This is a genomic window from Marivita sp. NO-S04, assembly GCF_059070475.1.
The window spans coordinates 4,085,001-4,111,291 of the sequence record NZ_CM180980.1; the positions used below are offsets into that span (position 1 = coordinate 4,085,001).

23 protein-coding genes, 1 tRNA gene and 2 rRNA genes (1 of these 26 only partly in view) are annotated in these 26,291 nt (G+C 58.4%); 13 read left to right on the top strand and 13 right to left on the bottom strand.

Annotation, left to right across the window (positions count from 1 at the left end; translation table 11 throughout):
- The 7 genes from ACK3EW_RS20640 to ACK3EW_RS20670 form a co-directional block, all read left to right on the top strand.
- Positions 1-1,587 (top strand): 23S ribosomal RNA (locus ACK3EW_RS20640) (it extends 1,307 nt beyond the left edge of the window).
- Positions 1,588-1,842: 255 nt separating this feature from the next.
- Positions 1,843-1,957: ribosomal RNA gene (gene rrf, locus ACK3EW_RS20645) — 5S ribosomal RNA — on the top strand.
- Positions 1,958-1,998: 41 nt separating this feature from the next.
- Positions 1,999-2,075: transfer RNA gene (locus ACK3EW_RS20650), tRNA-Met, on the top strand.
- Positions 2,076-2,403: 328 nt separating this feature from the next.
- Complete coding sequence (locus tag ACK3EW_RS20655) at positions 2,404-2,667, top strand: helix-turn-helix domain-containing protein (RefSeq protein WP_493807640.1); 264 nt, start codon at positions 2,404-2,406, stop codon at positions 2,665-2,667.
- 90 nt (positions 2,668-2,757) lie between these two features.
- Positions 2,758-3,027: a hypothetical protein gene (locus ACK3EW_RS20660; RefSeq protein ID WP_292264608.1), complete on the top strand. Its 270-nt coding sequence runs from the start codon at positions 2,758-2,760 to the stop codon at positions 3,025-3,027.
- Positions 3,024-3,341, top strand: a complete 318-nt coding sequence (locus ACK3EW_RS20665) for a type II toxin-antitoxin system RelE/ParE family toxin (protein WP_292264607.1) — start codon at positions 3,024-3,026, stop codon at positions 3,339-3,341. The genes ACK3EW_RS20660 and ACK3EW_RS20665 overlap by 4 nt, the downstream gene beginning before the upstream one ends.
- 3 nt (positions 3,342-3,344) lie before the next feature.
- Entirely contained in the window at positions 3,345-4,592 is a 1,248-nt protein-coding gene (locus tag ACK3EW_RS20670; protein ID WP_493807641.1) for a hypothetical protein, read from the top strand.
- Between the two features lie 5 nt (positions 4,593-4,597).
- Here the strand turns inward: ACK3EW_RS20670 and ACK3EW_RS20675 are convergent, their stop codons facing one another.
- Complete coding sequence (locus ACK3EW_RS20675; protein WP_493807642.1) at positions 4,598-4,759, bottom strand: hypothetical protein; 162 nt, start codon at positions 4,757-4,759, stop codon at positions 4,598-4,600.
- Positions 4,760-4,854: 95 nt separating this feature from the next.
- On the opposite strand from ACK3EW_RS20675, the gene tnpA reads away from it, so the two are divergent.
- The 5 genes from tnpA to ACK3EW_RS20700 all read left to right on the top strand — a co-directional run bounded on the left by tnpA (position 4,855) and on the right by ACK3EW_RS20700 (position 9,363).
- A complete protein-coding gene (tnpA, locus tag ACK3EW_RS20680) occupies positions 4,855-5,259 on the top strand; it encodes an IS66-like element accessory protein TnpA (RefSeq protein ID WP_301070753.1) in 405 nt (134 codons plus the stop codon).
- Positions 5,256-5,609 (top strand): IS66 family insertion sequence element accessory protein TnpB, encoded by a 354-nt coding sequence (gene tnpB, locus ACK3EW_RS20685; protein ID WP_301070749.1) that lies wholly within the window; start codon positions 5,256-5,258, stop codon positions 5,607-5,609. Before tnpA ends, tnpB begins: the two co-directional genes overlap by 4 nt.
- Before the next feature lie 55 nt (positions 5,610-5,664).
- Positions 5,665-7,233, top strand: coding sequence for an IS66 family transposase (gene tnpC / locus ACK3EW_RS20690; RefSeq protein WP_301070747.1), 1,569 nt, complete (start codon positions 5,665-5,667; stop codon positions 7,231-7,233).
- 227 nt (positions 7,234-7,460) lie between these two features.
- The gene (locus ACK3EW_RS20695) at positions 7,461-8,708 is read left to right on the top strand and encodes an IS256 family transposase (protein ID WP_493807118.1); all 1,248 of its coding nucleotides are present in this window, start codon (positions 7,461-7,463) and stop codon (positions 8,706-8,708) included.
- 208 nt (positions 8,709-8,916) lie between these two features.
- Positions 8,917-9,363 carry a phasin family protein gene (locus ACK3EW_RS20700; RefSeq protein ID WP_292264605.1) on the top strand — a complete coding sequence of 149 codons (447 nt, stop codon included), beginning with the start codon at positions 8,917-8,919 and terminating at the stop codon, positions 9,361-9,363.
- A 149-nt stretch (positions 9,364-9,512) separates the two neighbouring features.
- Here the strand turns inward: ACK3EW_RS20700 and recD2 are convergent, their stop codons facing one another.
- Entirely contained in the window at positions 9,513-11,720 is a 2,208-nt protein-coding gene (recD2, locus tag ACK3EW_RS20705; RefSeq protein WP_493807643.1) for an SF1B family DNA helicase RecD2, read from the bottom strand.
- Positions 11,717-12,313, bottom strand: coding sequence for a thermonuclease family protein (locus ACK3EW_RS20710; protein WP_493807644.1), 597 nt, complete (start codon positions 12,311-12,313; stop codon positions 11,717-11,719). Before ACK3EW_RS20710 ends, recD2 begins: the two co-directional genes overlap by 4 nt.
- Before the next feature lie 52 nt (positions 12,314-12,365).
- Between ACK3EW_RS20710 and ACK3EW_RS20715 the strand changes: the two genes are divergently transcribed.
- Complete coding sequence (locus tag ACK3EW_RS20715; RefSeq protein ID WP_493807645.1) at positions 12,366-13,802, top strand: exonuclease domain-containing protein; 1,437 nt, start codon at positions 12,366-12,368, stop codon at positions 13,800-13,802.
- A gap of 145 nt (positions 13,803-13,947) precedes the next feature.
- On the opposite strand, the gene ACK3EW_RS20720 is transcribed toward ACK3EW_RS20715, so the two are convergent.
- From ACK3EW_RS20720 to ACK3EW_RS20765, 10 genes are all read right to left on the bottom strand, one after another.
- On the bottom strand, positions 13,948-16,947 hold the full coding sequence (locus tag ACK3EW_RS20720) for a type I restriction endonuclease subunit R (RefSeq protein WP_493807646.1): 3,000 nt from the start codon (positions 16,945-16,947) through the stop codon (positions 13,948-13,950).
- Complete coding sequence (locus ACK3EW_RS20725) at positions 16,944-17,564, bottom strand: hypothetical protein (RefSeq protein ID WP_493807647.1); 621 nt, start codon at positions 17,562-17,564, stop codon at positions 16,944-16,946. Before ACK3EW_RS20725 ends, ACK3EW_RS20720 begins: the two co-directional genes overlap by 4 nt.
- A complete protein-coding gene (locus tag ACK3EW_RS20730; RefSeq protein WP_493807648.1) occupies positions 17,554-19,656 on the bottom strand; it encodes a GmrSD restriction endonuclease domain-containing protein in 2,103 nt (700 codons plus the stop codon). The genes ACK3EW_RS20725 and ACK3EW_RS20730 overlap by 11 nt, the downstream gene beginning before the upstream one ends.
- Positions 19,656-20,924, bottom strand: a complete 1,269-nt coding sequence (locus ACK3EW_RS20735) for a hypothetical protein (RefSeq protein WP_493807649.1) — start codon at positions 20,922-20,924, stop codon at positions 19,656-19,658. Before ACK3EW_RS20735 ends, ACK3EW_RS20730 begins: the two co-directional genes overlap by 1 nt.
- Positions 20,921-22,942, bottom strand: a complete 2,022-nt coding sequence (locus ACK3EW_RS20740; RefSeq protein WP_493807650.1) for a type I restriction-modification system subunit M — start codon at positions 22,940-22,942, stop codon at positions 20,921-20,923. The genes ACK3EW_RS20735 and ACK3EW_RS20740 overlap by 4 nt, the downstream gene beginning before the upstream one ends.
- Before the next feature lie 57 nt (positions 22,943-22,999).
- Positions 23,000-23,224, bottom strand: coding sequence for a hypothetical protein (locus ACK3EW_RS20745; protein WP_493807651.1), 225 nt, complete (start codon positions 23,222-23,224; stop codon positions 23,000-23,002).
- A 351-nt stretch (positions 23,225-23,575) separates the two neighbouring features.
- Positions 23,576-23,836 carry a hypothetical protein gene (locus ACK3EW_RS20750; protein WP_493807652.1) on the bottom strand — a complete coding sequence of 87 codons (261 nt, stop codon included), beginning with the start codon at positions 23,834-23,836 and terminating at the stop codon, positions 23,576-23,578.
- Positions 23,833-24,768 carry a C40 family peptidase gene (locus tag ACK3EW_RS20755; RefSeq protein WP_493807653.1) on the bottom strand — a complete coding sequence of 312 codons (936 nt, stop codon included), beginning with the start codon at positions 24,766-24,768 and terminating at the stop codon, positions 23,833-23,835. The genes ACK3EW_RS20750 and ACK3EW_RS20755 overlap by 4 nt, the downstream gene beginning before the upstream one ends.
- Before the next feature lie 80 nt (positions 24,769-24,848).
- On the bottom strand, positions 24,849-25,172 hold the full coding sequence (locus ACK3EW_RS20760; protein WP_493807654.1) for a hypothetical protein: 324 nt from the start codon (positions 25,170-25,172) through the stop codon (positions 24,849-24,851).
- Positions 25,173-25,188: 16 nt separating this feature from the next.
- Positions 25,189-26,277, bottom strand: a complete 1,089-nt coding sequence (locus tag ACK3EW_RS20765; RefSeq protein WP_493807655.1) for a phage late control D family protein — start codon at positions 26,275-26,277, stop codon at positions 25,189-25,191.
- Positions 26,278-26,291: the final 14 nt, after the last annotated feature.

Sequence of the window (26,291 nt, forward strand, 5' to 3'; positions counted from 1 at the left end):
AGTGCACAAAAGAAGTCAGAATAGACAAAGTCTATTCTGTGAAGCCGGCGTGTGAGCGATCCGGTGGAGAGATCACTAGTGAGAATGATGACATGAGTAGCGACAAAGAGTGTGAGAGACACTCTCGCCGAAAGTCCAAGGGTTCCTGCTTAAAGCTAATCTGAGCAGGGTAAGCCGGCTCCTAAGCCGAGGCCGAAAGGCGTAGGCGATGGGAACCACGTTAATATTCGTGGGCCAGATGGAAGTGACGGATCTCGAAGATTGTTCCTCCTTATCGGATTGGAGGGGCCGTTCAGAGGTTCCTGGAAATAGCTCCATCATCAGACCGTACCCTAAACCGACACAGGTGGACTGGTAGAGAATACCAAGGCGCTTGAGAGAACGATGTTGAAGGAACTCGGCAAAATACCTCCGTAAGTTCGCGAGAAGGAGGCCCGGTTCCTAGGCAACTAGGGGCTGGGGGCACAAACCAGGGGGTGGCGACTGTTTATTAAAAACACAGGGCTCTGCGAAGTCGCAAGACGACGTATAGGGTCTGACGCCTGCCCGGTGCCTGAAGGTTAAAAGGAGGGGTGAGAGCTCTGAATTGAAGCCCAGGTAAACGGCGGCCGTAACTATAACGGTCCTAAGGTAGCGAAATTCCTTGTCGGGTAAGTTCCGACCTGCACGAATGGCGTAACGACTTCCCCGCTGTCTCCAACATCGACTCAGCGAAATTGAATTGCCTGTCAAGATGCAGGCTTCCCGCGGTTAGACGGAAAGACCCCGTGCACCTTTACTACAGCTTCGCACTGGCATCAGGATTGTGATGTGCAGGATAGGTGGTAGGCTTTGAAGCAGTGACGCCAGTCATCGTGGAGCCTCCCTTGAGATACCACCCTTCGCACTCTTGATGTCTAACCGCGGTCCGTTATCCGGATCCGGGACCCTGCGTGGCGGGTAGTTTGACTGGGGCGGTCGCCTCCTAAAGCGTAACGGAGGCGCGCGAAGGTTGGCTCAGAGCGGTCGGAAATCGCTCGTTGAGTGCAATGGCAGAAGCCAGCCTGACTGCAAGACTGACAAGTCGAGCAGAGTCGAAAGACGGCCATAGTGATCCGGTGGTCCCAAGTGGGAGGGCCATCGCTCAACGGATAAAAGGTACGCCGGGGATAACAGGCTGATACTGCCCAAGAGTCCATATCGACGGCAGTGTTTGGCACCTCGATGTCGGCTCATCTCATCCTGGGGCTGGAGCAGGTCCCAAGGGTACGGCTGTTCGCCGTTTAAAGAGGTACGTGAGCTGGGTTTAGAACGTCGTGAGACAGTTCGGTCCCTATCTGCCGTGGGTGTAGGATACTTGAGAGGAGTTGCCCCTAGTACGAGAGGACCGGGGTGAACGATCCACTGGTGGACCTGTTGTGGCGCCAGCCGCAGTGCAGGGTAGCTATGATCGGAAAGGATAACCGCTGAAGGCATCTAAGCGGGAAGCCCCCCTCAAAACAAGGTATCCCTGAGGGCCGTGGTAGACCACCACGTCGATAGGCCGGAGGTGTAAGCGCAGCAATGCGTTCAGCTGACCGGTACTAATGGCCCGATAGGCTTGATTTGATCCAGTAACAACAAAACCAACGCTCAATCCGAGCCGCGGAAACTGGACCAATGATCAAAAGCACAAACACCAAAGTGAAAATACTTGCCTCGGACAACAAAACCACATCAAAAATGTGGTTCGTTGATTACTTCGCACCCGGAATGACGCGGTGTGGCAACTCGCTGGCATCAAAGATGCTCAGCTCAGGCATGACTGCGTCATACCCTGCCTGCCACCCCTCGCATCCGAGATGCGAGGGGGATTTTATTCGGTTTGGTGGTCATAGCGTGAGCAATACACCCGGTCCCTTTCCGAACCCGGCCGTTAAGTGCCACCGCGCCAATGGTACTGCGACTCAAGTCGTGGGAGAGTAGGTCACCGCCAAACCTAATAAAATCCCCAATCTCTCAATCGAAAATACATACTGTCGCGGGGTGGAGCAGCCCGGTAGCTCGTCAGGCTCATAACCTGAAGGTCGTAGGTTCAAATCCTACCCCCGCAACCAAAATCCACAAATATATCAAATGCTTGCGCGATGGTAATCTGATACCCCACGCTATTTTGCGGTTTACGTCAACGCCACGTCAACACCGCTCCAGAAAAACAACATTCGTCCACAATCGCGTGCGTTCGCATACGGCCCACGCGCACTCGCCGACATTCAACCCTCCCAAAATCGACGTTGGCCGCTTCCATGACGGTTACCTTATTCAGTAAATGTGGGGTTTTGATCTGATCGAATCTCATCGTTTTTACCGTTTACGATAAATTTCAGTGAAAGCCCCATGGGGTCTCCATCCTTGTATAAAGCGGAAGGGTGAAGCTCTTGGTCAATGGTGAGAGATGATCTGGGCCGCCTTACCCGCGAGGTCCGGAGCGATCGGACTATTAGCCTTGAACAGTTAGCGCTGCTGACAGGTATCTGCGCACCTGCTTTGTCCGAAATCGAAAATGAACAGCGTGACCCACGGATAGCGACTCTCAACCGGATCGCTGAAGCGTTACCTGTGCCTCTTGCATTTTTGAATGCCGGCCGGGTGGGCGTTGCAGCGCGCGCCGGACAGTTGCGATTAGCAGGCTACGATGTCGAAGAATAGGAGTGACCTCATGGTGCGGTTGGGGAATCGCCCATCTTGTCACAGCGCCGTGTGATGTGTAGATTACTAAGTCATACTTGAGGCTTCGCTATGACAGTCAAAACCACGCTCAGTTTCACAGATCGCCATCATCGTTTCCTGACTGACAAAGTAGGTGAGGGCGTCTTCGCCTCGCAGAGCGCAGCTGTAGCGGCAGCGCTTGAACAGATGATCCGGGATGAAGAAGAGCGCGGGATTGCGCTTGATGCCATGGCAGATGAAATCCGCGCGCGCATGCGAACACCAAATGCGGAATATGTAGATCCCGAGGACGCCTTTGCGGCGGCGCGCGCCCGTATCGGCGTCGTGCGGCAGGGATGACATATCGAATCCGGTTTCACCCGGCTGTCGCGGATGACTTGGCATCGATCGTGGAGCTCATCGCCGATTACGCTGGGCCGGAGGCGGCCGAGCGGCGGCTTTCAGAGATTGAGGCCGTAATTTCCAGTCTGGCTGACACTCCTCTGAAAGGCAGCGTTCGCTCAGAAATCGCTCCGGGTCTTCGCGCGATACCGGCAGGACGCAAGGCGGTCATTGCCTTTACTGTCAACGAGGCCGAGCGCGAGGTCTTGGTGCATGTCATCGGTTATGCTGGTTCGGACTGGATCGCGCGCAGCACCGCGCGGGGGCGTTAGGGGATGGCGAAGGCAGCAGCACATAAATGGGCGTTCAAGCCGGGCATGCGGGCGGGCGCTTACAGCTGGCGGTCATCGTCCAAGGCCATTGAACGTCTGAAATCCGCAAGCTCAGAAATTCGGGCTGTTGCACGGGTCGATCCTGTGACAGCGGCAGAGGGTGTCATAGCGCTTGCGGAGCGCATCTGGCGAGCCTTGGAGCATATCGACTCGTCGTCGGGCGCGCTAGGCAATGCCGTGCGCCGGACGCTCGAGGAATTGCTGCCCGTCCTCATCGATGCGCCCGCTGATGAAAAAACTCGCGCGAAATGGCTTGAACAACTGCGCGAGGCGATCGAAGACGACGGAGTGGATTATCTCGCGCCGATCGCAGACCGATTTGGCCAAATCGCAGCTTATCCTGCGCTGATGAGTCTCCACGCCGACCGGGACCTCGAAATGATCGAGGCAGCTTGGTCCGACCACATGCACTTTATTCATGTGCCAACGGGGACGCTGACGCTGTCCTGCTTGTTAGAGGCTGGGCGGTATGACGAGTTGCTGGAGCTTCTTGAGCGGAAAAAGACACGCCTCTGGTTTGATGAGAAATTTGGTGCCGAGGCACTGCTGCGCCAAGGACGCGAGGATGACGCTCTTGCCCGTGCTGAGGCATTGCTCCTGGATCAGCGTCGACAATGGGGCCATGTCGAGATTGCTGCGTTCTGTGAACGCATTCTCGTAAGTCAGGGCCGCGAGGAAGAAGCCTATCGCCGCTTTGGCCTGCCGTCGGTCTCGGGCAACACCTATCTCGCGATGTGGCGCGATCTGGTGAAGCGTTACCCCGACCTCGACGCGCGCCGAATCCTCGAGGATTTGATCGACACGCATGGATCGAAGGGAAAGTGGTTCGCCGCCGCGAAGACAGCGCGGTTCCTCGATATCGCGCTTGACTGTGCCGCACATCACGATGCGGCACCTGCGACCCTGATCCGCGCATCACGGGACCTGAAACTCAAGGAACCGGGCTTCGCAATGGCGGTCGCTTTGCAGGCCATTCGGCATCTGCTCGAGGGCCGTGGGTATGAGCCGAGCCCGATCGACATCGATGACGCCGTTGAGCACCTGATGGTAGCGGCTGCGCGTCTTGACGAGGTGGATCAGGCGCGGCAAGCGCTTCAGCGAATTGCAGGGACCGCGCTTTCGGCGGGGCTGATGGCCGAAAGGCTGGCGTGGAATATTGCGGCCCTTTCGGAAGCAGATCGCGACGGCTGACTCAGCTAGGCCGCTAGTTTGCCGCCGAGCCACTCATCCAGCTTCGACCAGCGCCGCCGCACCGAGATATTTTTCGCCAAGATCGCCACAGCCTTCGTCTGGCAAACGCGAACGATAAGCTTCTTGCCCGGTATTATCCCGGTATAGATCTGGTTGCGCTGCAGCATTGGGTAGTGCGTAAGCGCTGTGTGGCGCCCACCTTCTCTTGATCCTTGTGATTTGAGACTCACGCCCTGTTGGATAACAGGAGGTGAGTTTCGCCATGGAGACTACGAACGAGTTTCTCACGCGTTTGGGCGTTGAGGTCTCACGGACCGGGAGCCGACGGTGGCCAGATCGTGTGAAAGCGCGGATCGTGGCAGAAACGCTGGTGCCTGGAGCAACGGTGAATGACGTTGCGCGCAAGTATAACCTTCGCCCGAACCACCTGTCGGGATGGCGGCGGCTGGCCAAGGATGGTGAACTTGTTTTGCCCGCGCCAGAGGCTGACACGGACTTCGCCCCGTTGGTGATGTTCGATGTCGAAAGTTCGCCATCGGCGGAAGATACGGGTTCGGCGAGTAGGGCAATCGAGATCGTAGCTGGATCGGTTTCTGTCCGGCTGGACGGTGCCACGCCTGCAGCCCGGATTGGGGACATCGTGCGTGCGCTTGGGGGTGGCGCATGATCTTCCCTTCGAACCGTGTGCGCATTTTGGTGGCAACGCAGCCGGTTGACTTCAGAAAAGGACACGACGGGCTGACAGCCATGGTGCAGACCGTGCTCCGCAAAGATCCGTTCACCGGGACAGTGTTCCTGTTTCGGGCCAAGCGCTTGGACCGGCTGAAGCTTCTCTATTGGGACGGCAGCGGTCTGGTCATGGCCTACAAACGGCTCGAGGACACGACCTTCACCTGGCCCACGATCAAGGACGGAATGATGGCGCTGAACCACGCACAGTTCGAGGCGCTTTTTTCCGGGCTGGACTGGCGCAAGGTCAAGGCGCTGGAGACCCGCCCACCAGCTGCGGCGGAGTGACTCGGGGCGACGAATGCAGGGATCATGGCTTTGATCCCAGTGTATAATACTGATCATGAGCGCCGCTGCCAAAGACCTCGATCTGTCCGTCCTGCCACCGGAATACCGCGTAGCTTTTGAGGCCTTGAAGGCAAAAGCTGCGCGGGCCGCGGAGCTGGAGGACATCGTCAAACGTCTTGAGCATCTGGTGGCCGAGCTGAACCAGGTGGTCCACGGCAAGAAGTCCGAGAAGCTCAGCGAAGATGATCGCCAGCTGACCTTCGAGGATCTTGAAGCTGCCGTCGCCGAGGCCCGTGAACAAAAGAAGGTGCAGACGCCCGGAGACGACAAGCCCAAGCGAAAGCGAGTGGCCAGGCGCAACCGCGGCAACCTGCCCGCCGGTTTGCCACGCATCGAGCAGGTAGTCGAACCCGACAGCCTGATGTGCCCCTGTGGTTGCGGGCAGATGCACAGGATCGGCGAGGACCGCAACGAGCGGCTCGACATCGTCCCGGCACAGTGCCGTGTGATCGTGACGGTCCGCCCAAAATATGCCTGCCGCACCTGCACCGATGGGGTCACACAAGCACCGACGCCCGCATGGCTGATCGAGGGCGGGCTCCCAACCGAAGGCGCCATCGCGCATGTTCTGGTCAGCAAATATGCGGACCATGCCCCGCTCTACCGACAATCACAGATCCTCGCCCGCTCTGGCATCGACATTCACCGCTCGACGCTGGCTGATTGGGTCGGTGTGGCAGCCTTCCACCTTGGACCCATCGTGGACCGGCTGGCCGAGCACCTGAAGACATCCACGAAGCTGTTCATGGACGAAACCACGGCGCCGGTCCTCGATCCGGGCCGCGGGCGGACAAAAACAGGCTACCTCTGGGCTCTGGCGCGCGATGATCGGTCATGGGGCGGCGATGATCCCCCCGGGGTCGTCTTTTTCTATGCTCCCGATCGCCGGGGGGAGAATGCCGAGAAATTCCTGACCGGCTTCAACGGCACGCTGCAACTCGATGGCTACCAGGGCTACAACCGGCTGACGCGCCCTGACCGCAAGGGCGGTGATCCGATCGTTGTCGCCCATTGCTGGGCGCATGCGCGTCGCAAGCTCAAGGAAATCTTCGATCGCGATGGTTCCGAGATCGCCGCCGAGGGCCTGCGCCAGATCGCAGGAATCTATGCCGTCGAGAAAGACATCCGCGACACGTCCCCGGGCCAGCGCCTGTCAGCGCGCCAGGCACGATCCGCGCCACTGGTCGAAGCCTTCGGCATCTGGCTACAAGCGCAGCGCCTGCGCATCTCGGCCAAATCGCGCCTCGGAGAGAAGCTTGCCTACATCCACCGACACTGGGATGGTTTGCAGACCTTCCTGACGGACGGACGCGTCGAGATCGACTCCAACAAGGTCGAAAATCTGGTCAGGCCGATTGCTTTGAACAGGAAAAACGCATTGTTCGCCGGTCATGACGAGGGGGGCAAGGCATGGGGCCGCATCGCATCCCTGATCGAGACCGCCAAGATCAACGCCATCGAGCCTTTCGCCTATCTCAAGGCTACGCTCGAAGCCATTGCGGCCGGACATCCGCAACACCGCATCGACGAGTTGCTTCCTTGGAACTTCCAGCCGTCAAGCTGAAACCCAAGTGCCCTTCAGACACCGCTTACGGTAGTGCTGTGTCACGATTGGAATGACCACGGCGGGATATTCCGCCCATCCCTCTTGTAGAGGGTCGTGGCATAGGCTGGGACCAGCGTGTCGTGAGTTATGGCTGAATCTGGTGTCTGGGCGGTTTGAATGACGGCGGTGCATCTGGTTGGTTTGTTGTTGCGACACAAGCCACCATCCAAAGGAGCACCACCATCATGGACGACGCTACCATCATCGATTTTGCGGGTCGAGACGCCATCACGGACCCGCTGACAGACCTTCTGCGAAAAGGAGCCCGGGAATTGCTTCAGGCCGCTGTTGAAGCTGAGAGAGACGCCTTTCTCGCCGCGTTTGCTGAACGCCGGACAGCAGAAGGCCGTGCTGCGGTTGTTCGCAGCGGATATCATCCAGAGCGCGCGGTGCAGACCGGGATCGGACCGGTCACGGTGAAAGTGCCGAAGGTACGGGCGAAGGACGGCAAGCCCGTGACATTCCGCTCGGCGCTTGTGCCGCCCTACGTCCGAAAGGCCAAAACTATCGAAGCCGCGCTGCCCTGGCTCTATCTCAAGGGTATCTCGACAGGCGAAATGGGCGCGGCTCTGAAGATGCTCTTGGGCCCGGAGGCAACCGGTTTCTCTGCCAAGACAATTTCACGTTTGAAAGGCCAGTGGGCGGCGGAATACAATGATTGGCGCAAGGCCGATCTGAGCCGTGACGAGTGGGTCTATATCTGGGCGGACGGCATCTACAGCGGGCTCCGTGACACTGATGATCGGCTCTGCGTGCTCGTTGTGATCGGGGTCAACGCCCGTGGCGAGAAGCACTTTCTGGCCATTGAAGATGGCGTCCGGGAAAGCACGCAAAGCTGGCGCGAGGTGCTTCTCGGCCTCAAAGCCCGTGGGCTCGCTGCTCCGAAGCTGGCCACCGGTGACGGGGCCATGGGGTTCTGGGCGGCATTGGAAGAGGTTCTTCCAACCACGCGCCAACAGCGCTGCTGGATGCATAAAACGGGCAATGTGCTCAATTACCTCCCCAAGCGCACCCAGCCCAAGGCTAAGAAGATGCTTCACGACATCTGGCAGGCCGAGACCCGCGAGGATGCCCATGCTGCGTTCGATCTGTTCATCGAAACCTTCGAGGCGAAATATCCGAAGGCGACCGAATGCCTGATCAAGGATCGGGATGAACTGCTGACATTCTACGACTTCCCAGCCCAGCATTGGCAGAGCATCCGGACGTCAAACCCGATCGAAAGCGCGTTCGCCACGATCCGGCACCGGACCAAGCGCACCAAAGGCTGTCTCAGCCGGGACGGCATGCTTCACATGATGTTCAAACTCGGACAATGCGCTGAGCAAAGCTGGCGCAAGCTGCGCGGCTTCGTTCATCTCGCCGACGTCATCCAGGGCGTCGATTTCGTCAACGGCATCAAGCCAATAAACCAGCAGCTAACCGCCGCATGATGATCGCTTGGGCACCAGATTTGACAATAACTCGCGTGTCGTAGGGTGGTATCCCGAAGCGAAGAGACACTGAATTGCAGGCATGCATGCTCAACCAAAAATGCTGCACCGCAGAAAATCCTTGCAATGCTGCACTGCAGCAAATACGCCTTTAGCATCACCAAAGGACAGCGGGGTGGACCCGCCGAGCAAAGAAGGATTTGCGACAATGAATAAATCGACAGACATGGCGGCGACCCTCAAGGAGATGATGGACGCGTTCCCGGTTGATACAAAATCGATGGAAAATGCGTACAAGAACTCGCTGGCCCTGACCGAAAAACTGTCTCACGTTGCCATCGAAGCAGCGGACAAGTCTGCTGAAATTTCCCAGAAATGGACCAAGGACACGCTGGCGAAACTGGCTGAGATGTCGAAAGCCAAAGCAGAACCGGCCGATTATGCGCAGGCGATGAGTGATTACGTATCGGCCCAGGCAGACGTCGCAACCGAGAGCATGACTGCCTTCGCAGAACTTGCAAAAAAACTCCAGATGGAGACCTTTGAGCTCATGATGGCTGCCAGCAAGGATTTCTCGGGCGAAGCGGCGACTTCTTTCAAGAAAGCATCCGCCGACGCGGGTAGCGCTGTAAAAAAAGCGGCAGCTGCTGTCTGAACTTCACGCTATCGGGTGTGGCACTGCACCCTGGTATTGAACCACTATTGTACGGTCGGATTCCCAGGGGTCCAGCCGTATTTCGTGACCATGGTGAGGAACGATCGGACTTGGAACGGATGTGCAAGCGTTCACCTCATATTCGAACATTATCGCGTATTGATATTGACGCCTACCAAGGGGTCTTCCGCCAACCATTCATTCAGTTTTGACCACCTCTGGCGCCCCGCCACATTTTTGACCGCGATGGCCACAGCCTTTTTTTGTCCGACCAGCACGACAAGCTTCTTGCCCCGCGTGACCCCGGTATAGATCAGGTTGCGCTGAAGCATCGCGTAGTGCTGTGTCATGACTGGGATGACCACGGCGGGGTATTCCGACCCCTGGCTTTTGTGAATCGTGGCTGCATAGGCGGGGACCAGCGTGTCGAGTTCGCCAAAGAGGAAGCTCACCGTGCGGCCATCGAAGTTCACGGCAACCTCGCCGTCGTCTAGGTCGACGTCTTCGATCATGCCGATATCCCCGTTGTAGACGTCCTTGTCGTAATCGTTCTCGATCTGCATCACCTTGTCGCCCGGCGCGAAGGTCCAACCGAAGCGCTCGACTTTCTTCTCCCCCGCAGGGTTCAGCGCGGCCTGAAGCTCGATGTTGAGGGATCGCGCGCCGACCCCGCCGCGGTTCATCGGGCAGAGGACTTGGATGTCCTTGATTGGGTCGAAGCCGAACCTCTGCGGGATACGCTTGGCCACCAATTCGACGATCCGCGGTACGGCCTGCTCCGGATCCGCGGCCGGCACAAAATAGAAATCCGCCTCGCCATCGGGTTTGCCGAGATCGGGCAAGCGGCCTGCATTGATGGCATGCGCCGTCGTGATGATCTTGCTCTGGGCTGCCTGCCGGAACACCTCGGTCAGACGCACCACGGGCACTGCGCCGGAGCCGATGATGTCTGCCAAGACCTGGCCAGGGCCCACGGAGGGCAACTGGTCGATGTCGCCCACGATGAGCAACGCTGCGGTGCTGGGCACGGCTTTCAGAAGCGATTGCATCAGCAGCACATCAACCATCGAGCTTTCGTCCACGACCAACAGATCGCAGTCGAGAGGGTTTTCCTCGTTGCGTTTGAAGCCGAAGGCCTTCGGGTCAAACTCCAGTAGCCTATGGATGGTCTTGGCCTCCATGTTGGTGGCTTCGGTCATCCGCTTGGCTGCGCGGCCGGTGGGCGCACAGAGCAGCAGCTTCACGCCCTTGGCAGCCAGAATGCGCAGGATCGAGTTTACGATGGTGGTCTTGCCCACCCCGGGACCGCCGGTGATCACCGTGAGCTTTGAGCGCAGTGCCAGGCGGATTGCCTCGGCTTGGCTGGCAGCAAGTGTGAGGCCCGTCTTTTGCTCAATCCATGGCAGGGCCTTGTCCGCATCGATCTCGGGCCAGGGCAGGGCGCCCGCATCGATGCGCTTCACATGCCCAGCGATCCCGCGCTCCGCATGATAAAGCCCGGTCAGGAAAATACAGTCTGCATCTCCCACGCGATCGGCAGTGACGGTTTCCTCGGCCAGTTCCTCTTGCAAAGCGCTGTCGATCAGCGGAGCCTCGACTTCGAGCAGCTTGCCCGCAAGACCGACCAGTTCCGCCCGCGGGAGGCCGCAGTGGCCATTTCCCATGGCTTCACTCAGCGCGAACGAAATCCCCGCCCGCACACGGATCATCGCCGTCTTCTCGATGCCCAGCTTTTCGGCAATCAGATCGGCTGTCCGAAACCCAATGCCCCGGATGTCTTTGGCCAGTCTGTAAGGGTTCTCACTCATCACCTGGACGGCATCTGTCCCGTATGTCTTGAAGATACGAACAGCGCGTGCTGTTCCCACTCCGTGTTGGTGCAGGAAGACCATGATCTCGCGGATTACCTTCTGATCCGCCCAGCCGGCCGTGATCTTGGCCGCGCGCATCGGTCCAATGCCAGTGACTTCGCGCAGGCGCTCGGGCGCTACCTCGATGATGTCGAACACATCCTTGCCGAATGCCTTGACCAGCCGCTTTGCATAGACCGGCCCGATGCCGCGGATCATCCCAGAGCCCAGGTACTTCTCGATGCCTTCGACCGTCGACGGCTCATGGGTCTTGAGAAAGTGAGCTTTGAATTGCAGACCGTGATTGCGGTCATTGATCCAGATACCCGAGGCTGTGATCCACTCGCCTGCAGAAATCATCGCCGCGTGCCCGACCGTGGTTACCAGGTCCCGGTGCCCGCGCGCCTTCACCCGAAGCACACAGAAGCCGCTCTCCTGACTGTGGAAGGTCACCCGTTCCACCAAGCCAGCGAGGACCTCCGTCGTGCTCTCGGCCGATGACGTCATGGAAGCCGCTGTCCGCGTCGCCAATCCCACGGCATCACGAATTGCCCGGACCAAATATTGCGCCCAGCGCTGCGGGCTGCGGTCTCTGCTTCTATGTAATCGCGAGAATATCGCCGATAAGCGGCAGCCCATCCTTCGCTGACCAGCCAGCGGTTCAAATCTTGGTTGCCCTGTCTGCAGACAGCGATTGCACGACCATAGCGGTCCACGTCGCGCACCGAGCAGTTGACCGTGCGCCGACCAATCCGGTCGGACAGGGCGAGGGCCGCTTGCTGCCCACAGCGCCACTCATCACCGGAACTGCGTCGGCAAAGCTGTCTGCTCTCGGGGGCATCAATGCCGTGCAAGCGGATGCGGACGCCGCGGATTTCAAGTGTGTCGCCGTCTATGACGCTGGCCACGCCAACCAGATCACTTGCCACAGCCGGCATGGGCGCCAACGAGGTCGCGACTGCCAACACAATCGCGGGTATGATTGCCCATGTCTGTCGACCGGCCGGGTGGTTCAACCCTCTGACGCACCTGTCGACACGCCGAGCCTTTGAACGAAACAGCCCGATCTGCATGTAAGGCCCTTGTTTTGATTTCTGCACGCCATCGCTCCTGTCAAAATCCTGTTTATGGTCATGACCGCCAGAAATCTACATGCGGGTCGGCACGGACATCATGGCTTTCGAGATTTGCCTGCTCTATTATCGCACTATGGATTTTGTTTTCTACGATCTTGAAACCACCGGCATCTCACCGGAATTCGACCAGCCGCTGCAGTTCGCCGCGATCCGGACGGATGAGCATTTTGTGGAGAAGGAGCGGGTCAATATCCGCTGCCGATTAGCGCCGCACATCTTGCCTTCCCCGCAAGCCTTGGTGGTGACAGGTGTCACCCCTGACCAGCTGACGGACCCATCCCTGCCATCCCTCTTCGAGTTTTCGCAGCAGGTGGCTGCGCTCATCGGGCGATGGGCGCCAGCGATCTGGGTCGGCTTCAACACCATACACTTCGACGAGGAAGTCCTGCGGCAGACCTTTTATCAAAACCTGCTGCCCAACGTCTATGCCACGCAGTTCAATGGAAACACGCGTTTTGACATCCTCCCAGCGGTTTATGCGGCCTATGTCCGGGACCGTGATCTGCTCGCCTGGTCTGCGGATCAAACGGGACGGCGCAGCTTCAAGCTGGATCGATTGGCGCCTGCAAATGGCTTCGACGCGCACAACGCGCATGATGCTTTGGGGGATGTCGAGGCGACCATTCATATTGCGCGCCTGATTGCGACACGCAGCCCAGCGCTCTGGGCGGAGCTGCTCGACAACGCGCACAAGACCCGCGTCCAGGAGAAGCTTGAAAGTTTCCGCCCCTATGAACTGGTCACCCGCTTTGGCGGTGGTGAGCCGCAATCTTTTGTTGGGTGTTTTTGCGGATATTCGAAGAACAACAGCGCGCAGGCAGCATTCTTTGATCTGGTCGCCGCGGACCCGGCCGAATTTCTACAAGCGTCCGATGAGGTGATCCTTGCGGCCGTTGATGGCACGCCGAAGATTATCCGGGGCGTTTCGACGAACAAGGCTCCTGCGCTTCTCCAGCCAATCAAGCCCAGCGCGGAACATATGCGCCGCGCCGCGATCATTGCGGATGCGCCGGAGTTTCGGCAGAGGGTTGGCGCGGCGATGGCGGCGCGCTTCGCGGATGTTGCTGACGCGCCGCCCAAGCCTGTGGAAAAGCAGATATATGGCGCGTTTTACTCCAACGCTGACAAGCAGCTCCTTCAGGAGTTTCAAGGCGCCGACTGGCCGCGGCGACAGGAAATCGTGGCAAGCCTTAGGGATCCGCGCCTTCGTCAGCTTGGTCGTCGATTGGTGGCGTTTTACAGTCCAGAACTGCTGAACACGCAGGAAAAGGCTCAATTCGACAAATATTTGCGGGAAAAATGGTCCGCGCCCGATGCGCCGGAAACCGAATGGATGACGCTTGCGAAAGCGCAGGTGGCACTGGAAAGTCTGCGTGATGCTCATGCTGCGGCGCCACAAGAGCTTGAGGCGATTTCGTTATTCCTGACGGCGTGGTCCGCAGGAGGTGCGTGAGAGGCTGAATGTACAAGAGTGGTGTGTTCTGATGGGCTTTGTTTGTTCGGAGTTCCTCGAAATAAGTGGAGGATCGAACGGTGTGACTGTAACCCGCCTCTAGCGGGAAGAGGAATAACAGGTGCTGGAAGGGATTTGTCTTTCACTATGCAGCCCGCCCAGCCCCACGAACGGCCCTTTGGAACATTAGCCCCATCAGCATGTCGCGGGCCTCTTTGTCCTGCATGAACGCGTTTCGCATGGCATTGTCCCGCTGGAATGCCTGAATGGTTCGGCGCATGAACTCGGCATCAAAGCGCGGACGCACATCTCGCGGGTCGTTGTTCCGCAGCATCTCAGCCCAGACATCGTCGTCCAGAATGTCGTTGTTGACCGCCTCGAACCGGATGTAGTCGTCTTTTGAGAATTCCATGCCGTGGCGTGCATTAAACGACTCAATGATCTCGGTGAGAGTCTTGGACTCCTCTTCCGTGTACGAGTTGGCCCCGAACCGATCGATCGGGCTCAAGGCCTGATTGTCTTCTGCCGTCAGGCTCGCATCCTGCGGGTCGCCCTGCTTATCGAGGCGGTAGGCCGCCATCTCTAGCATATCGTCTGTCACGTCCTCACCCTGAGGCGCCTGACGGGAGGGCAGAATGCGCTTCAGCCATGAGGCATAGATGTGCAGCTTCTCGAGGTCCGTGTCCCCGAGGTTCATGACCTGCGACATGAAGGAATAGAAGCGCAGGAACGACGCCAGCGTTTGGCGGAATTCTTCCTGCTCTGTCTCGTTCAGGTTCTCCGTGAAGCGGGTGACGGCCTGACGGACGATCCCCTCCAGAACCGGCCGTTCATCGGCACGCTTGCGCGCCTGAACAAAGCGGCTGACGAAGCGATCAATCTCGCCGGCATCAAGGATACCGAAAGCTTTCAGCCGTGCCTCGAGGTTGTAGATCTGGTTCGGGTCAGAGACGTCCTCGAGTTGGGTCACGTTGTAGTAAGGCTTGAAGGCTTCCTGGATCTCTTCGACCGTGTTCCGGAAGTCGAGGATATAGGTCCGCTCTTTGGAAGGATAGATCCGGTTCAGGCGCGCCAGGGTCTGGACGGCCTGCAGGCCGCTGAGGCGCCGATCGATATACATTGCCACGAGCTTCGGCTGGTCAAAGCCAGTCTGGTATTTCTCGGCCACAACAAGGACGTTGTAGGTGTCCCCATCGAACTGGCGCGGCAGCTCCGTTTCGGCAAAGCCGTTGATGCCCGGTTCGGTATAGGGCTGGCCATCTACGTTGATCTCGCCCGAGAAGGCGACAAGGGACCGGACATCCGTGTATCCGTTGTCCTGGGTGTATTTGGAGATCGCCTGGTGAGTGCGGATGGCGTGTTCCCGACTCGATGTCACCACCATTGCCTTTGCATTGCCGGACAGTTCGGGAAGTGCATGGCGGCGGAAATGTTCCACGATTACTTCGGCCTTCTGGATCATGGCCGTCTCGTGGAAATCGATGAAGCGTGCAATCTTGCGCGAAGACTTCCGTTCCAAGAGCTCAGGATCGTCCTCAATCGCCTTTTCGAGCTTCGCGTAAGACTTGTAGGTCTGATAGTTCCGCAGGACATCCAGGATGAAGCCTTCCTCGACAGCCTGGCGCATCGAATACAGGTGAAAGGGTTCTGGGCCGTTGTCGCCAAGGCGTCCGAAACGCTCCATGGTGACATTCTTCGGTGTCGCGGTGAAGGCGAGATATGTCAGGTTGGCCTGTGGCCCGCGGAGGCGCTGCAATTCGATCAGCGCCTGCTCGGTGGCGTCCAGTTCCTTCTCTTCCTCGGTCAGTTCACCGTCGGCCAAGACGCGGGCCATACTGTCTGCGTGCTTGCCTGACTGGGATGAGTGCGCCTCATCGATGATGATTGCAAAGCGCTTCTTTTCCTCGTTTTTCAGAACAGAAAGCTGATCAGTCGAGAATTTATGGATCGTCGAGATGATGATCTTGGCGCCATCTTCGATCGCTTTCTTGAGCTGCCGCGATGTGCCATCGATCGGTACCACATATCCGGCGGTCTGCGCGAAGGATTTGATGGTCTGCTGAAGCTGGCGGTCCAACACTACGCGGTCAGTCACCACGATGATCGTATCAAAAATCGCCTTGTCGCTGTCATCATGAAGCGTGGCCAGATGGTGCGCGGCCCATGCGATGGTGTTTGACTTACCGGAGCCAGCGGAGTGCTGGAACAGGTAATTCTGCCCTGCGCCATTGGCCTTGGCGTCCTGGATCAGCATGCGCACGGCATCGAGTTGTTGGAAACGCGGCCAGATGGTGGTGCGCTTGACCTTGCCACCGGGCTGTTCGACCTCATCGACCAGAACAAAGCGCTGCAGGATCCCCAGGAGGACTTCACGGGAAAACACCGCTTTGCGCGCACCGATATCGCGGTAGAGATAGGCGATCCGGAATTCTTCTTCGACATCCGGATTGCCGGCACCTCCATCGCGGCCGCGGTTGAATGGCAGGAAGCGTGTGCTGCCATTGTTGAGATGTGTGGTCATGGACACGTTGTCCTGATCCAGCGCGAAATGCACTAGGGCGCCGCGCTTGAAAGTCAGGAGGGGCTCGCCATTCGGCGCGCGGTCCTTGCGGTATTGTTTTTCGGCCGTCTGATAGGTCGAGCCCGTCAGGGTGTTCTTGAGTTCCATTGTGGCAAACGGGATGCCATTGATGAAGAGTGCCACATCAATGGCGTTCTCGGAGCGCAGGGAATAGCGTACCTGACGCATCACTCCGAGGATATTGCCCTCATAGGCGCGCAGCATCGCCGGGTTGAGGCTGGAGGCTGGCTTGAAGGTGCAAAGGGCGATCTTGATGCCCGGCACGATGGTGATGCCTTGGCGCAGGACCTCGAGAGTGCCAACGGCCTTGAGGCGGGACTCTAGCTGACCCATCAAAGTTGCGCGCTCCTTGCCCGGATACTGGTCGCAAAGCTTCTTCCAGGCCTCGGGCTGGGTCGTGCGCACGAATTCTTCGATCATATCGGGATCGAGGGCGGTCTTACGGTCAAAGGCCGCGTAGGGGCGTTCCCGCCAGCCCTGGCGCGCGACAAGTTGGTCGACGAGGTGGGTCTCGACAGCTTCTTCGGTGTGGAGCTTGTGTGCGGCAATCGCTGTGCTAGTCATTTATGCCCCGGGAACGACGTTTGGTTAGCACCATGCGTGGCAAATTGCTTGCTTTCCGACCGACAAACCGATTTGGAGTTCAACCGATCAATCAGGCCAATCAAATGCGTGTGCAAAGCCCGCATTGAGTCACGGAATTCTGTCATTTCGGCCCAACCCTCGGGTCCCGGAATGCCTGTACATCCAAAACGTAGGTGAGTTGATTTCGGGTCTATCGCATGAAGCTCTAGTATTCGGGATCGAGCTTCTGCTGAAAGGTGAGGAGCGGATTGAACGATCAAATCTAGCTCATGCCCCGTCTTTCCCTTTGGCCATCTGTACGGTTTGCCAGACTGCTTTTCGATTGCAGCTTTTAAAAACAGCTCAATGGCATGACGGTATAAGTACAAGATCGGGTACGACACGGTATAATCGGGCACCTCATTCTTCATGACAAGAGAAATGATCGCTTCTGCTGCTTCAAAATATTGATCGCCAAGTGAACGCGTATCCATGGAAAGTTCGACCATTCCATCTCGGGCAATCCCCTTGGGAAAAGACCACTCATCTGGGCGCTGTGCTCTTTCCCAATCCTCCGAGAACAGCGGTGTAGCCAAGATGTCTGGATCAGTCGTCATCTGAATCCTCGCCCAGTTGACGTTCAAGCGACTGACGCACAAGGCCTATAACATATGGCAGGTCCTCAGCCTCAGACAGTTTTATCTCGGAGTTTCCGTTGCCCCAACGTCCGAGGCCAGTCACATCCACAACCATCTGTCGCGGGTCCGAAAGCTCTTGCGGATCGATGTTTAACGACAGTCGCAAAGCCTTGGCCTGCGGTATCACATCAACAAAGTTTGTCTCGGCCTTGTACGCGACATAGAGCTTCAAAAATTGCTCGGCAACACAGGCGTCCAGTGCCTTCACCTCCCGGCGAAAATCACCAAAAAGCTGTTGCATCTTGCCGCTTGTCAGATGGGGGTGGTCGTCGATCGAATAGTCCGTCGTGGTTTCCTGGGTTTTCTGGTAGGTTTCCAGAATGTCTTTAGGTAGATCAGGTGATGCCCAAACAACCGCTGCATGACGTGCCATTTTGTCAGCTCGAGCTTTGATTGCCTCTTCATTCCAAGTTTCTTGCTGCCCAAGCCCCTGGTTGACACGCAAAGGGCTGTCTTTGAACCCGCCCTCCATGTCTCGTTTGATAGCGAAAGGCTTATCGCTGTATTCGGAGTTGTATCCAGTCAGAGTGAGGTTGCCGAGCGTATGCAGCCACTTTTCCTGAACGGTGACCCATTCGTTTCCAAGTGCTTCGCGCCATTCCGGTGATAGGTTGTCGTTTTGTGGAAGGATGTGCTCGATCGTGTAATCGTCAACACTGACGCGTTCTTTCCGGCCGTGATTTTCGAATTTCCGCAGCCAGTAAGAGCGGTTCCGGAAGTTGTATAGGTCACGCTCTTGCATTCTGGCGATGAATTCCTCATCTCGGGGGAATCGACGGTAAGACCGCATTCGCAGGAAGTGCGCCTTCACGCTTTCCAGATATCGATCCTTCTTCAACTCCCGTCCGAATGTGGCGAAGGTCTTGTTCAACGAATTCGTGGGAACAGCACAGATCGCACGGCGGAATACATAGGCTTCGACCAGCCGGACAATTTCCAGGAAATCGGCCGCAACGATGATGCCGTGATCATAGTCGCGGTAAATCTCCATCAAGAAGGGATAGGCGACATCAACCTTGAGTTCCCGAAGATCCTTGAAGGCCAGTCCAAGGGATCTGTTCTTTTCCTGCCCCAGAACCAATGCCCCATAGTACCGAGAGAATTCCCAGACCTCGCGGACCAGCTCTTCGACATCACGGCCCTCGGCGGTTTGCTCGTGCGAGTAGGCCTTGTAGGCGACATAAACATCCCCTTGCCGTGGGATCGCACCCGTCACGATGGTCAGGTAATGGCGCATGAAGCTGTCGAAATGAGCTACATATGCCCCTTGCCCAAACCCTTCTTCCATCTTGCGCCAATATTGCTCGTATAGTCGGGTCTGCAACTTTGGTTCGAGCCCCATGAGCACGAAATTCCGGATTAGGTCGGCTTGTGACAACTCCTTGCCCGTTGAGTTCATACTTTCAAAGATCAGCTGCGGGTTGTCGTGTTCGCGGTTCAGGGCGACATCGACGATCATCAGCTTGTTTAAGCCGGTGCAGATATCGACGACAGCTTCCGCGTCCTGCTCCAGCCATTTCAGCAAAAGGCCGAAATTCTCTTTGACCCGCAGCGACACGGCATCGGGCAGGTCATGCCCCGCAACAAGGGCGTTAAGCGTGGTGCGGTCGGTCTTTGACAGTAATAGCTTAAACGCCCGTTCCCCTTCTTCATCTGGGTCAAGCAGATAGCGGTTGCGGATCTTTTTGGCCGAGAATCCGTCAACAGGCTCTCCGTCCTCGATCACCCGGGACAGGGCTGTCAACAATAGCGTGACCGAGGTCAGGCGCTGTTGACCGTCGATCACCAGTTGCGGAGATCGGCTGGTATTTGTGGACAGGGTTTCTTCGACATAGACAACTGACCCAAGGAAATGCACAGGGATATGGTCACTGCGTCCAGCACGGCGCACATCGTCCCACAGCTGGCGACATTCCTTTTCGGTCCAGCTATAGGCGCGCTGGTAGATCGGGATGACGAATTGCGGGGCCTTGTTGATAAAGGTCAAAAGGTTTGCATCGGTGGCTTTCATCAGTGCATCTCCTCTTCAATCTCGTCGAGGGTGGCCGAGGTGGCGCCGGTTTTGCCGTAGGTGTCCACGTCGATTTGGCCGGTGACTGCGGCAGTGATCAGGGCTGCGCGATATTCTTTGAGGCGGTCGATCGATGCCAGAGTCACTCGCCTAATCGGCTGGATAGACCGAGTGATCTTCTCCAGATCGTCCATACGCTTAACCTGTTCATCGACACTGATGAACGGGAACCGAAAATTTGCGATCTGATCGCCGCTAATATGTGGGACGCTCACGCCAGTGAGGATCGGCTCAAAATATGCCACGAACCGTTTACTTTCGATCATCGCTTTTAAGTACCGAACCTCGAGCGTCTTGCGAGGAGAAATCTTACATACCCGCTGGAGCAACAGGCATGGGAGGTCTTCTTCCTTAATTTCCGCGACTCGAATTCCTCCGGAGATCCAGGGTCTGTCCATGCCCATCACGAGGTCTCCTGCCTCAAGGCGGAACCGCTCTGAGCTCTTTGCATCCGCTGCGGGCCAATAGACTGTATCGTCCCAGTGGATTTCATTTACCCCCACATTCGCCCCACGAAGCAATCGGATGTCTTCCGGGTTGTCACTGAAGCTTGCGCTTGCAAACGCATAGCCCGGCAAAATCGAAATATGGTGCCCAAGCTTCGACATAGGGCCTTGCCCCCAAAGCAACTCTTCACGGGCTGCAGTCCCTCGCTCACGAAGCAGCTCCACCAACCGCTCCTTCTTCGCGATCAGCTCATCAATCCGGGCTGTCTCTCGGTCGAGGAAGGCGGCGATCCGTTTTTGGGTGAGGAGGTCAGTAATTTTTGGTCGGTAGTCAAGAATTGCGCTCTCAGCAACGCGGCGCAATCCACCAGCGCCCGTCATGCTTTTCATGCCATCGGCACGGAAATCTTCGCTCGAAAGCACGTATATCAGAAATGGGCCCCAGAGTTTCGAAGGATCAGGTCGCAAGACGTGAACCTCGGAAGTTGCGTAACCAATTCCGCCGGTCAAATCTACGGCAAGGGCCTTCTTGCCGTTTTCAAAGCAAGGCGTCACCTTCGCCAGAAGCACATCGCCATTCGCGAAATAGTTGTAGCTGCCTGAACGAACTTCGGAGAGCGGTTTCATAACGCTCAAGTCCAACCCACCAGCGCCGTCGCGAATTGAATCCATCGGAGCGAATGTCACTTCAACGTCCACCCCTGCACCCTTGATCTCTTGAGCCGAAGGGGAAATCGCCAGCATGTGCCGAAGTCGCATCACGCCACCACCTCTTTCAACAGCCCAGCAATCTCCGCTTCCAGCATCTTCAACTCAGCATCGATCTCCGCCAGCGGCCGCGGCGGCACATACTGGTAGAAATACCGGTTAAAGTTGATCTCGTACCCGACGCGGCCGACTTCGCCGTCAGCCGCATCCCGATGGGTTGTATCCACCCAGGCATCCGACACGAAAGGCTCGACCTCGCGAGCGAAATAGTCCTGCCAATCGTCTTTCAGAGGCACCAGCTCATGATCGCGCAGGCTGGTATCGGCCACCGGGTTGCCGTCCTTGTCCAATTCCGGGTCAGCCTCTTCATCACGGACTGACATTGCTGTGATAATCGCTTTTTTGAGCGGGGCTCCGATCTTGGCGCTCACGCTGGCCGAAACCTTCTTCAGGCCGATTTCAACGGTTTTTGAAGACAGCGCAGGCTCATCTCCAAAAACATCCTGCAGCTGATGGATCAGTTCTGCCTGTTCTTCTGGCTCGAGCTTCTCAAACGGTTTCGCAGCTTTCAGCGCTTCAACGCCTTCCTCGGTCACCTGAAAACGCTGGCGCAGGGGACGCTCAACGCGGATTTGACGATAGCCAAAGTCTTCATTGTCGAAAATCTTGGATACATCGCCGTAACCCGCATCCCCGTTCAGGTATTCGCCATAGATGCGCACGATCTCGGCGCGTGCGTCATCCCCAATAGCCCGACGTTTGGAGCCAAGGGATTTCCGCATGGACTGCCAGAACCGCTCACCGGAGGCATCGATCAGCTGGACCTTGCCGCGGCGTTCTTCCGGTTTCCGGTTCGAGAGGATCCAGATGTAGGTCTGAATGCCCGTGTTGTAGAAAATGTCCGTCGGCAGGGCGATGATGGCCTCAACCCAGTCGTTCTCCAGCATCCAACGGCGGATCTCGCTTTCACCAGAGCCTGCGCCACCGGTGAAGAGGGGCGAGCCGTTCATGACGATGCCTACACGAGACCCTTTCTCGTCATCGCGCATCTTGGAAATCATGTGCTGGACGAAGAGGAGTTGGCCGTCCGAGATGCGCGGCAGGCCAGCACCAAAGCGGCCATCATGGCCCAGAACAGCTGCCTCATCCTTGATCGGATCGGCGTATTTCTTCCAGTCCACCCCATAAGGCGGATTGCTCAGCATGTAGTGGAAGGTCTCGTTCTTATGCGCGTCCTGGGTCAGTGTGTTGCCGAAAGCGATGCGCGAGGCATCATGGCCTTTGACCATCATGTCAGACTTGCAGATGGCAAAAGACTCGCCGTTCAGCTCTTGCCCGAAGAGGTCGACATTCAGTCCAGGGTTCATGTCCTTCATGGCTTCTTCTGCCACCGACAGCATGCCGCCCGTGCCGCAGGCCGGGTCATAGACGCGGCGGATGATCCCCTTGCCGGACAGAGCTTCTTCGTCATTGGCCAGAAGAAGGTCGACCAGAAGGCGCACGACTTCGCGCGGGGTGAAGTGTTCACCGGCTGTCTCGTTGGAGATTTCCGAGAAGCGGCGGATTAATTCCTCGAAGAGGTAACCCATCTCAAGGTTGGATACCTGATCTGGGTGGATCTGCAGCTGGCAGAACTTCTCGAAGACCATCCAGAGCGAGCCTTTGTCATCGAGATCCTTCAGGACTTCGGTGAACTTGAACTTCTCGACGAAGATGTCGCGCACGTTTGGGCTGAAATGGGTCAGGTAATCGACCAGGTTTGGCCGCAACTGGGAGGCGTCCTGCTGACGGAGGGTGGCAAAGGTGAAGCGACTGGTGTTGTAGATCTGGCCACCGGCATTGGCCACCTCGGAGAGAATGGTCATGCGCATTTCATCATCCATGTCCTCCGGCAGGCTGTCCGCCATATCGAGAACCGCATGCTTGCTGGCATCCAGCAGGCAATCAAGGCGGCGCAGGATCGTGAAGGGCAGAACAATCTTGCCGTATTCGGACTGCTTGAAATCACCGCGGAGCAATTCCGCAATGGACCAGATGAAAGACGCGTTGTTATTGATTGTATCCTGGCTCAAAGCCGGTCTCCTGAATTCCCGAGATGCAAGTCCGTGTTCACGCAAGGGTAGGAGGTGCTACGTGGAATTGAAATCTTTGTTTGCAGTGCAAGTGTGGATTATGAACCGTTTATTCAGTTCGGTGTCGATCGCACGGACGGTTTCCTCATCCGGCATTGGGATCGCAAAAACCTTGATGTCCTTCATCGCAATGGTCTGGATGGCCGCACCACTCGCGATGGACCTGTCGTACCTCTGCACAGTGTCATTCAAGAGATGCTCGTAGAGGGCCAGACTGCTCATTTTCACGCACTCCATCGGCCGCAAGATCATCATCGACCGACCAGATGTCCAGAGCCGGCTGTCGCCTTTTCCCGGTACATCGTCTGCACGAGGTTGTTTTCCAAAATGCGGATACGCCTTGAACGTTTCAGAGAGTTATCGCCATCGCGTAAGTTCTTAACCAACCGAGACTGGCAACGGTCATTTTATCAAGCGGTTGGTATGGTGGGTTATGACGCCGGCCACCCACACAGCACTTCCCCCGTCTCATTATGCGCGACGATCTGCGCCAGCGTTCCTTCCGTCAACACATCCGCGCGCGATGGTCGAATGGGCTGCGCCCAGTCACAGGTGTCGGACTGGTTGGTTGGGTCAGTCGCGCATCCAGCGGTCAGCGCGGCGCTGAAGATCATCGCGATCCGCGTCTTGCAGGTCATGGTGGATATCCCGTGCGGTTTTCAGGGCGGTGATGCGGGCGTTGGCGCGACGGAGGGCCTCTTCGGCCTGAGCGTCGCGACGGCCGCGGCGCAGAGCCATCCAGACGAGAACCGCAATGCCCGCGGCGAGGGTGGCCACGCGCGCCAACGTGCGACCGACCCTCACCGCCGCTGCGGTGAGGACCGCACCAATCATGGCGTTTTCCCCGACCGGTGGTCTTCGATCCGGGCGGCTCGCGCGCGCCAGGCGGCGTAGACCACCGCAAGAAAGACAGCTGCCCCGATCCAGGGCAAGAGCGCGGGGAGCCATCCGTCCAGCCCCAGAAGGGCAATCAAACGATGCGCCAGACCCTGCGCGCCTTCAGCTTGCGTCAAGGCAGGCGCGATCTGACTGCTCAGCGTTCCGAGCGCACCGAGAGTGCCCAATCCGATCTGGGTATTGGCGGCGGTGACAATCCGGCTGTTACGCGGCATGCCGGAGGCCCGCTCGGCCGCAATGTCGCGCGGCGGCGCGGTGTCCAGAGCGTCGATCAAAGCAGTGTCGACGATCGGGGCCAGAATGAGCGCGTTGTCCTGCCGGAAGGCGAGGATGGCGGCGCGTGTGCGCGGCCCCATGATGCCATCGGCGGTCCCGACCTCATGATAGCCAAGGGCGCGCAACCGCTGCTGGACGTCACGCACCGACAGGGTCACAGCGGGTGCGACGCTGCCGGCCCGGCGGATACCGAGGAGCCGGGTCTTTGAATAGCGCTTGATGTTGACCGCATCGGCCTGATTGCCGCCGAGCACCTCGATCGAGGCGGCGGTCTTGCGCACGAAGAAGCCGACATGGCCCTGCCAGCCGCTCGGGTCGCCACGGGTAAAGATCGCGATGTCGCCTTCCTGCGCGTCGGCCAGATCGATCGGCACGCCCCAACCCAGATAGGACCGGGCGTTGAGCTTGCGGGTGGAGCGCAGGCCGGCGCGTTCGACGCAATGGCCGACAAAGGCGGCGCACCAGGCCACGCTGTCATGCTCGACCCAATCCTGGCCTACGGTGGCGTACATCTGCACGATCACCGGATTGTTCTGCGGTCCGGAGCCTTCGGTGGTCCCGATATAGGTTTTGGCAATCTCATAGGGGGTCATTTCGGTCTCCGATAAAAAAAGCCGCCCCGAGGGACGGCTGTGTGATGTGATGCGTTGGTCTTTGAGTGTGAGCCTCCCCGTCACCGCCTGCGGTCGGGTGCTCCGTCCGAGAAACGGTCGAGGAGGAACTCGTAGAGCCGGTCGATCTTGCCCTCGAGGCCGTCGAAGCGCTTTGCGATGGAGGGCTGGTCAATCTTGGCGATCTCGATCTCCAAGGCGGCGACACGGGCGCGAATGTCGTGCACGTCGTTGCGGATCGTCTCTATGTCGCGCTCGGTGGTGTCCGGCTGGGGCCGGATGGTGTGCCAGAGCTTGATGATGGCGAGCATGGCGCCTGCGACACCGCCCATGCCGATGATGAAGTAAACCACGGTGGGGATCCCTGCGACCCAATCCTGCGCCATGTGCTGTCCTGTTCTGTTACTGCGGCCCTGAGACATCCGGGTCGACTATGGGTGGGGCGCTTGGCTCGGCCTCGGCCTCCACCACCGTCGGGGTCGTGGCCTCGCGCGGGTCAGCCCCTGCGCCGCCCCGGGGCTGCCTGAGGTCAAGTGCGGTGACAAAGCCACCTGCGCGGCTGAGCGTATGGGTCACGGCCTCGATCCGGTACGCCCCGTCAATCCCCGGCCGGGTGCCCGAGACGATGCACAGCCCATCGGGGATGGCGGCGGTATTGCCCTCGATCACGACAGAGCCTTCGCCCGCGTCACGCTCGGCCGTGGCCGCATCGCTGTCGGTCTGCTGGATGGCCTCGGACGGCCCCGCCAGCGACAGGCGCCCGGAATGGACCGCGCGCACGTCCAGCCCTGTGGCGCGCTCCACCACCTGCCAGCCGGTCTTCTCGACATCATACCAGCGCGCCCGAACGCCGCTGAACTGCGGCCGCCCAAGCTGCGGGGCAATGTCCCAGCTGTGCAGGTTGTCACCCCAGGCCGCGCGGACGGCCGCGGTGTAATCAGCGTTGCGCCGGGAGAGAATAACGGTGTCGTCGACGATGCGGAAGTTGGCCCCGATCTCGCGTGCCAAGCGCTCACCCATGGCGGCAAAGCTCTCGTCGCGCATCTCGAAGTAGCTTCGGGACAGGGTCCGCAGCGCGGGATCAATCTGCACATTCGCCACCTCGGCAAAACGGGCGGCATCGCGCAGGATCGTCTCGACCGTGGCCTCGTCCCAGTGGCGCTGCTGGCCCTCCTTTGCGGGACCGGTGGTGTCCATGCCTTTGGCACTGATCCGCAGGCGGCGACCCGCCCCGCGGCTCCCCGAGGACTTCACCTCGTCCACCGTGCCGCGAAACACCTCGCGCAGGCCCTGGCCCTGCCAGCCGAGGCTGATGGCGACCTTCGCCCCGTTGCGGGGCAGGACGATCTGGCCCGATGTGTCGTCGATGTCGAGATCGGCGCTGTCGGTATGCGTGCCGACCTTGTCCGAGACCCTCAGGCTCAGCAGCACCGGCGCCAGCGCTGTCGTGATGTTTGTCCCGGCAACCGTGACGGTGAACGCTGCGCGCATGCCCCCCTCCGCTG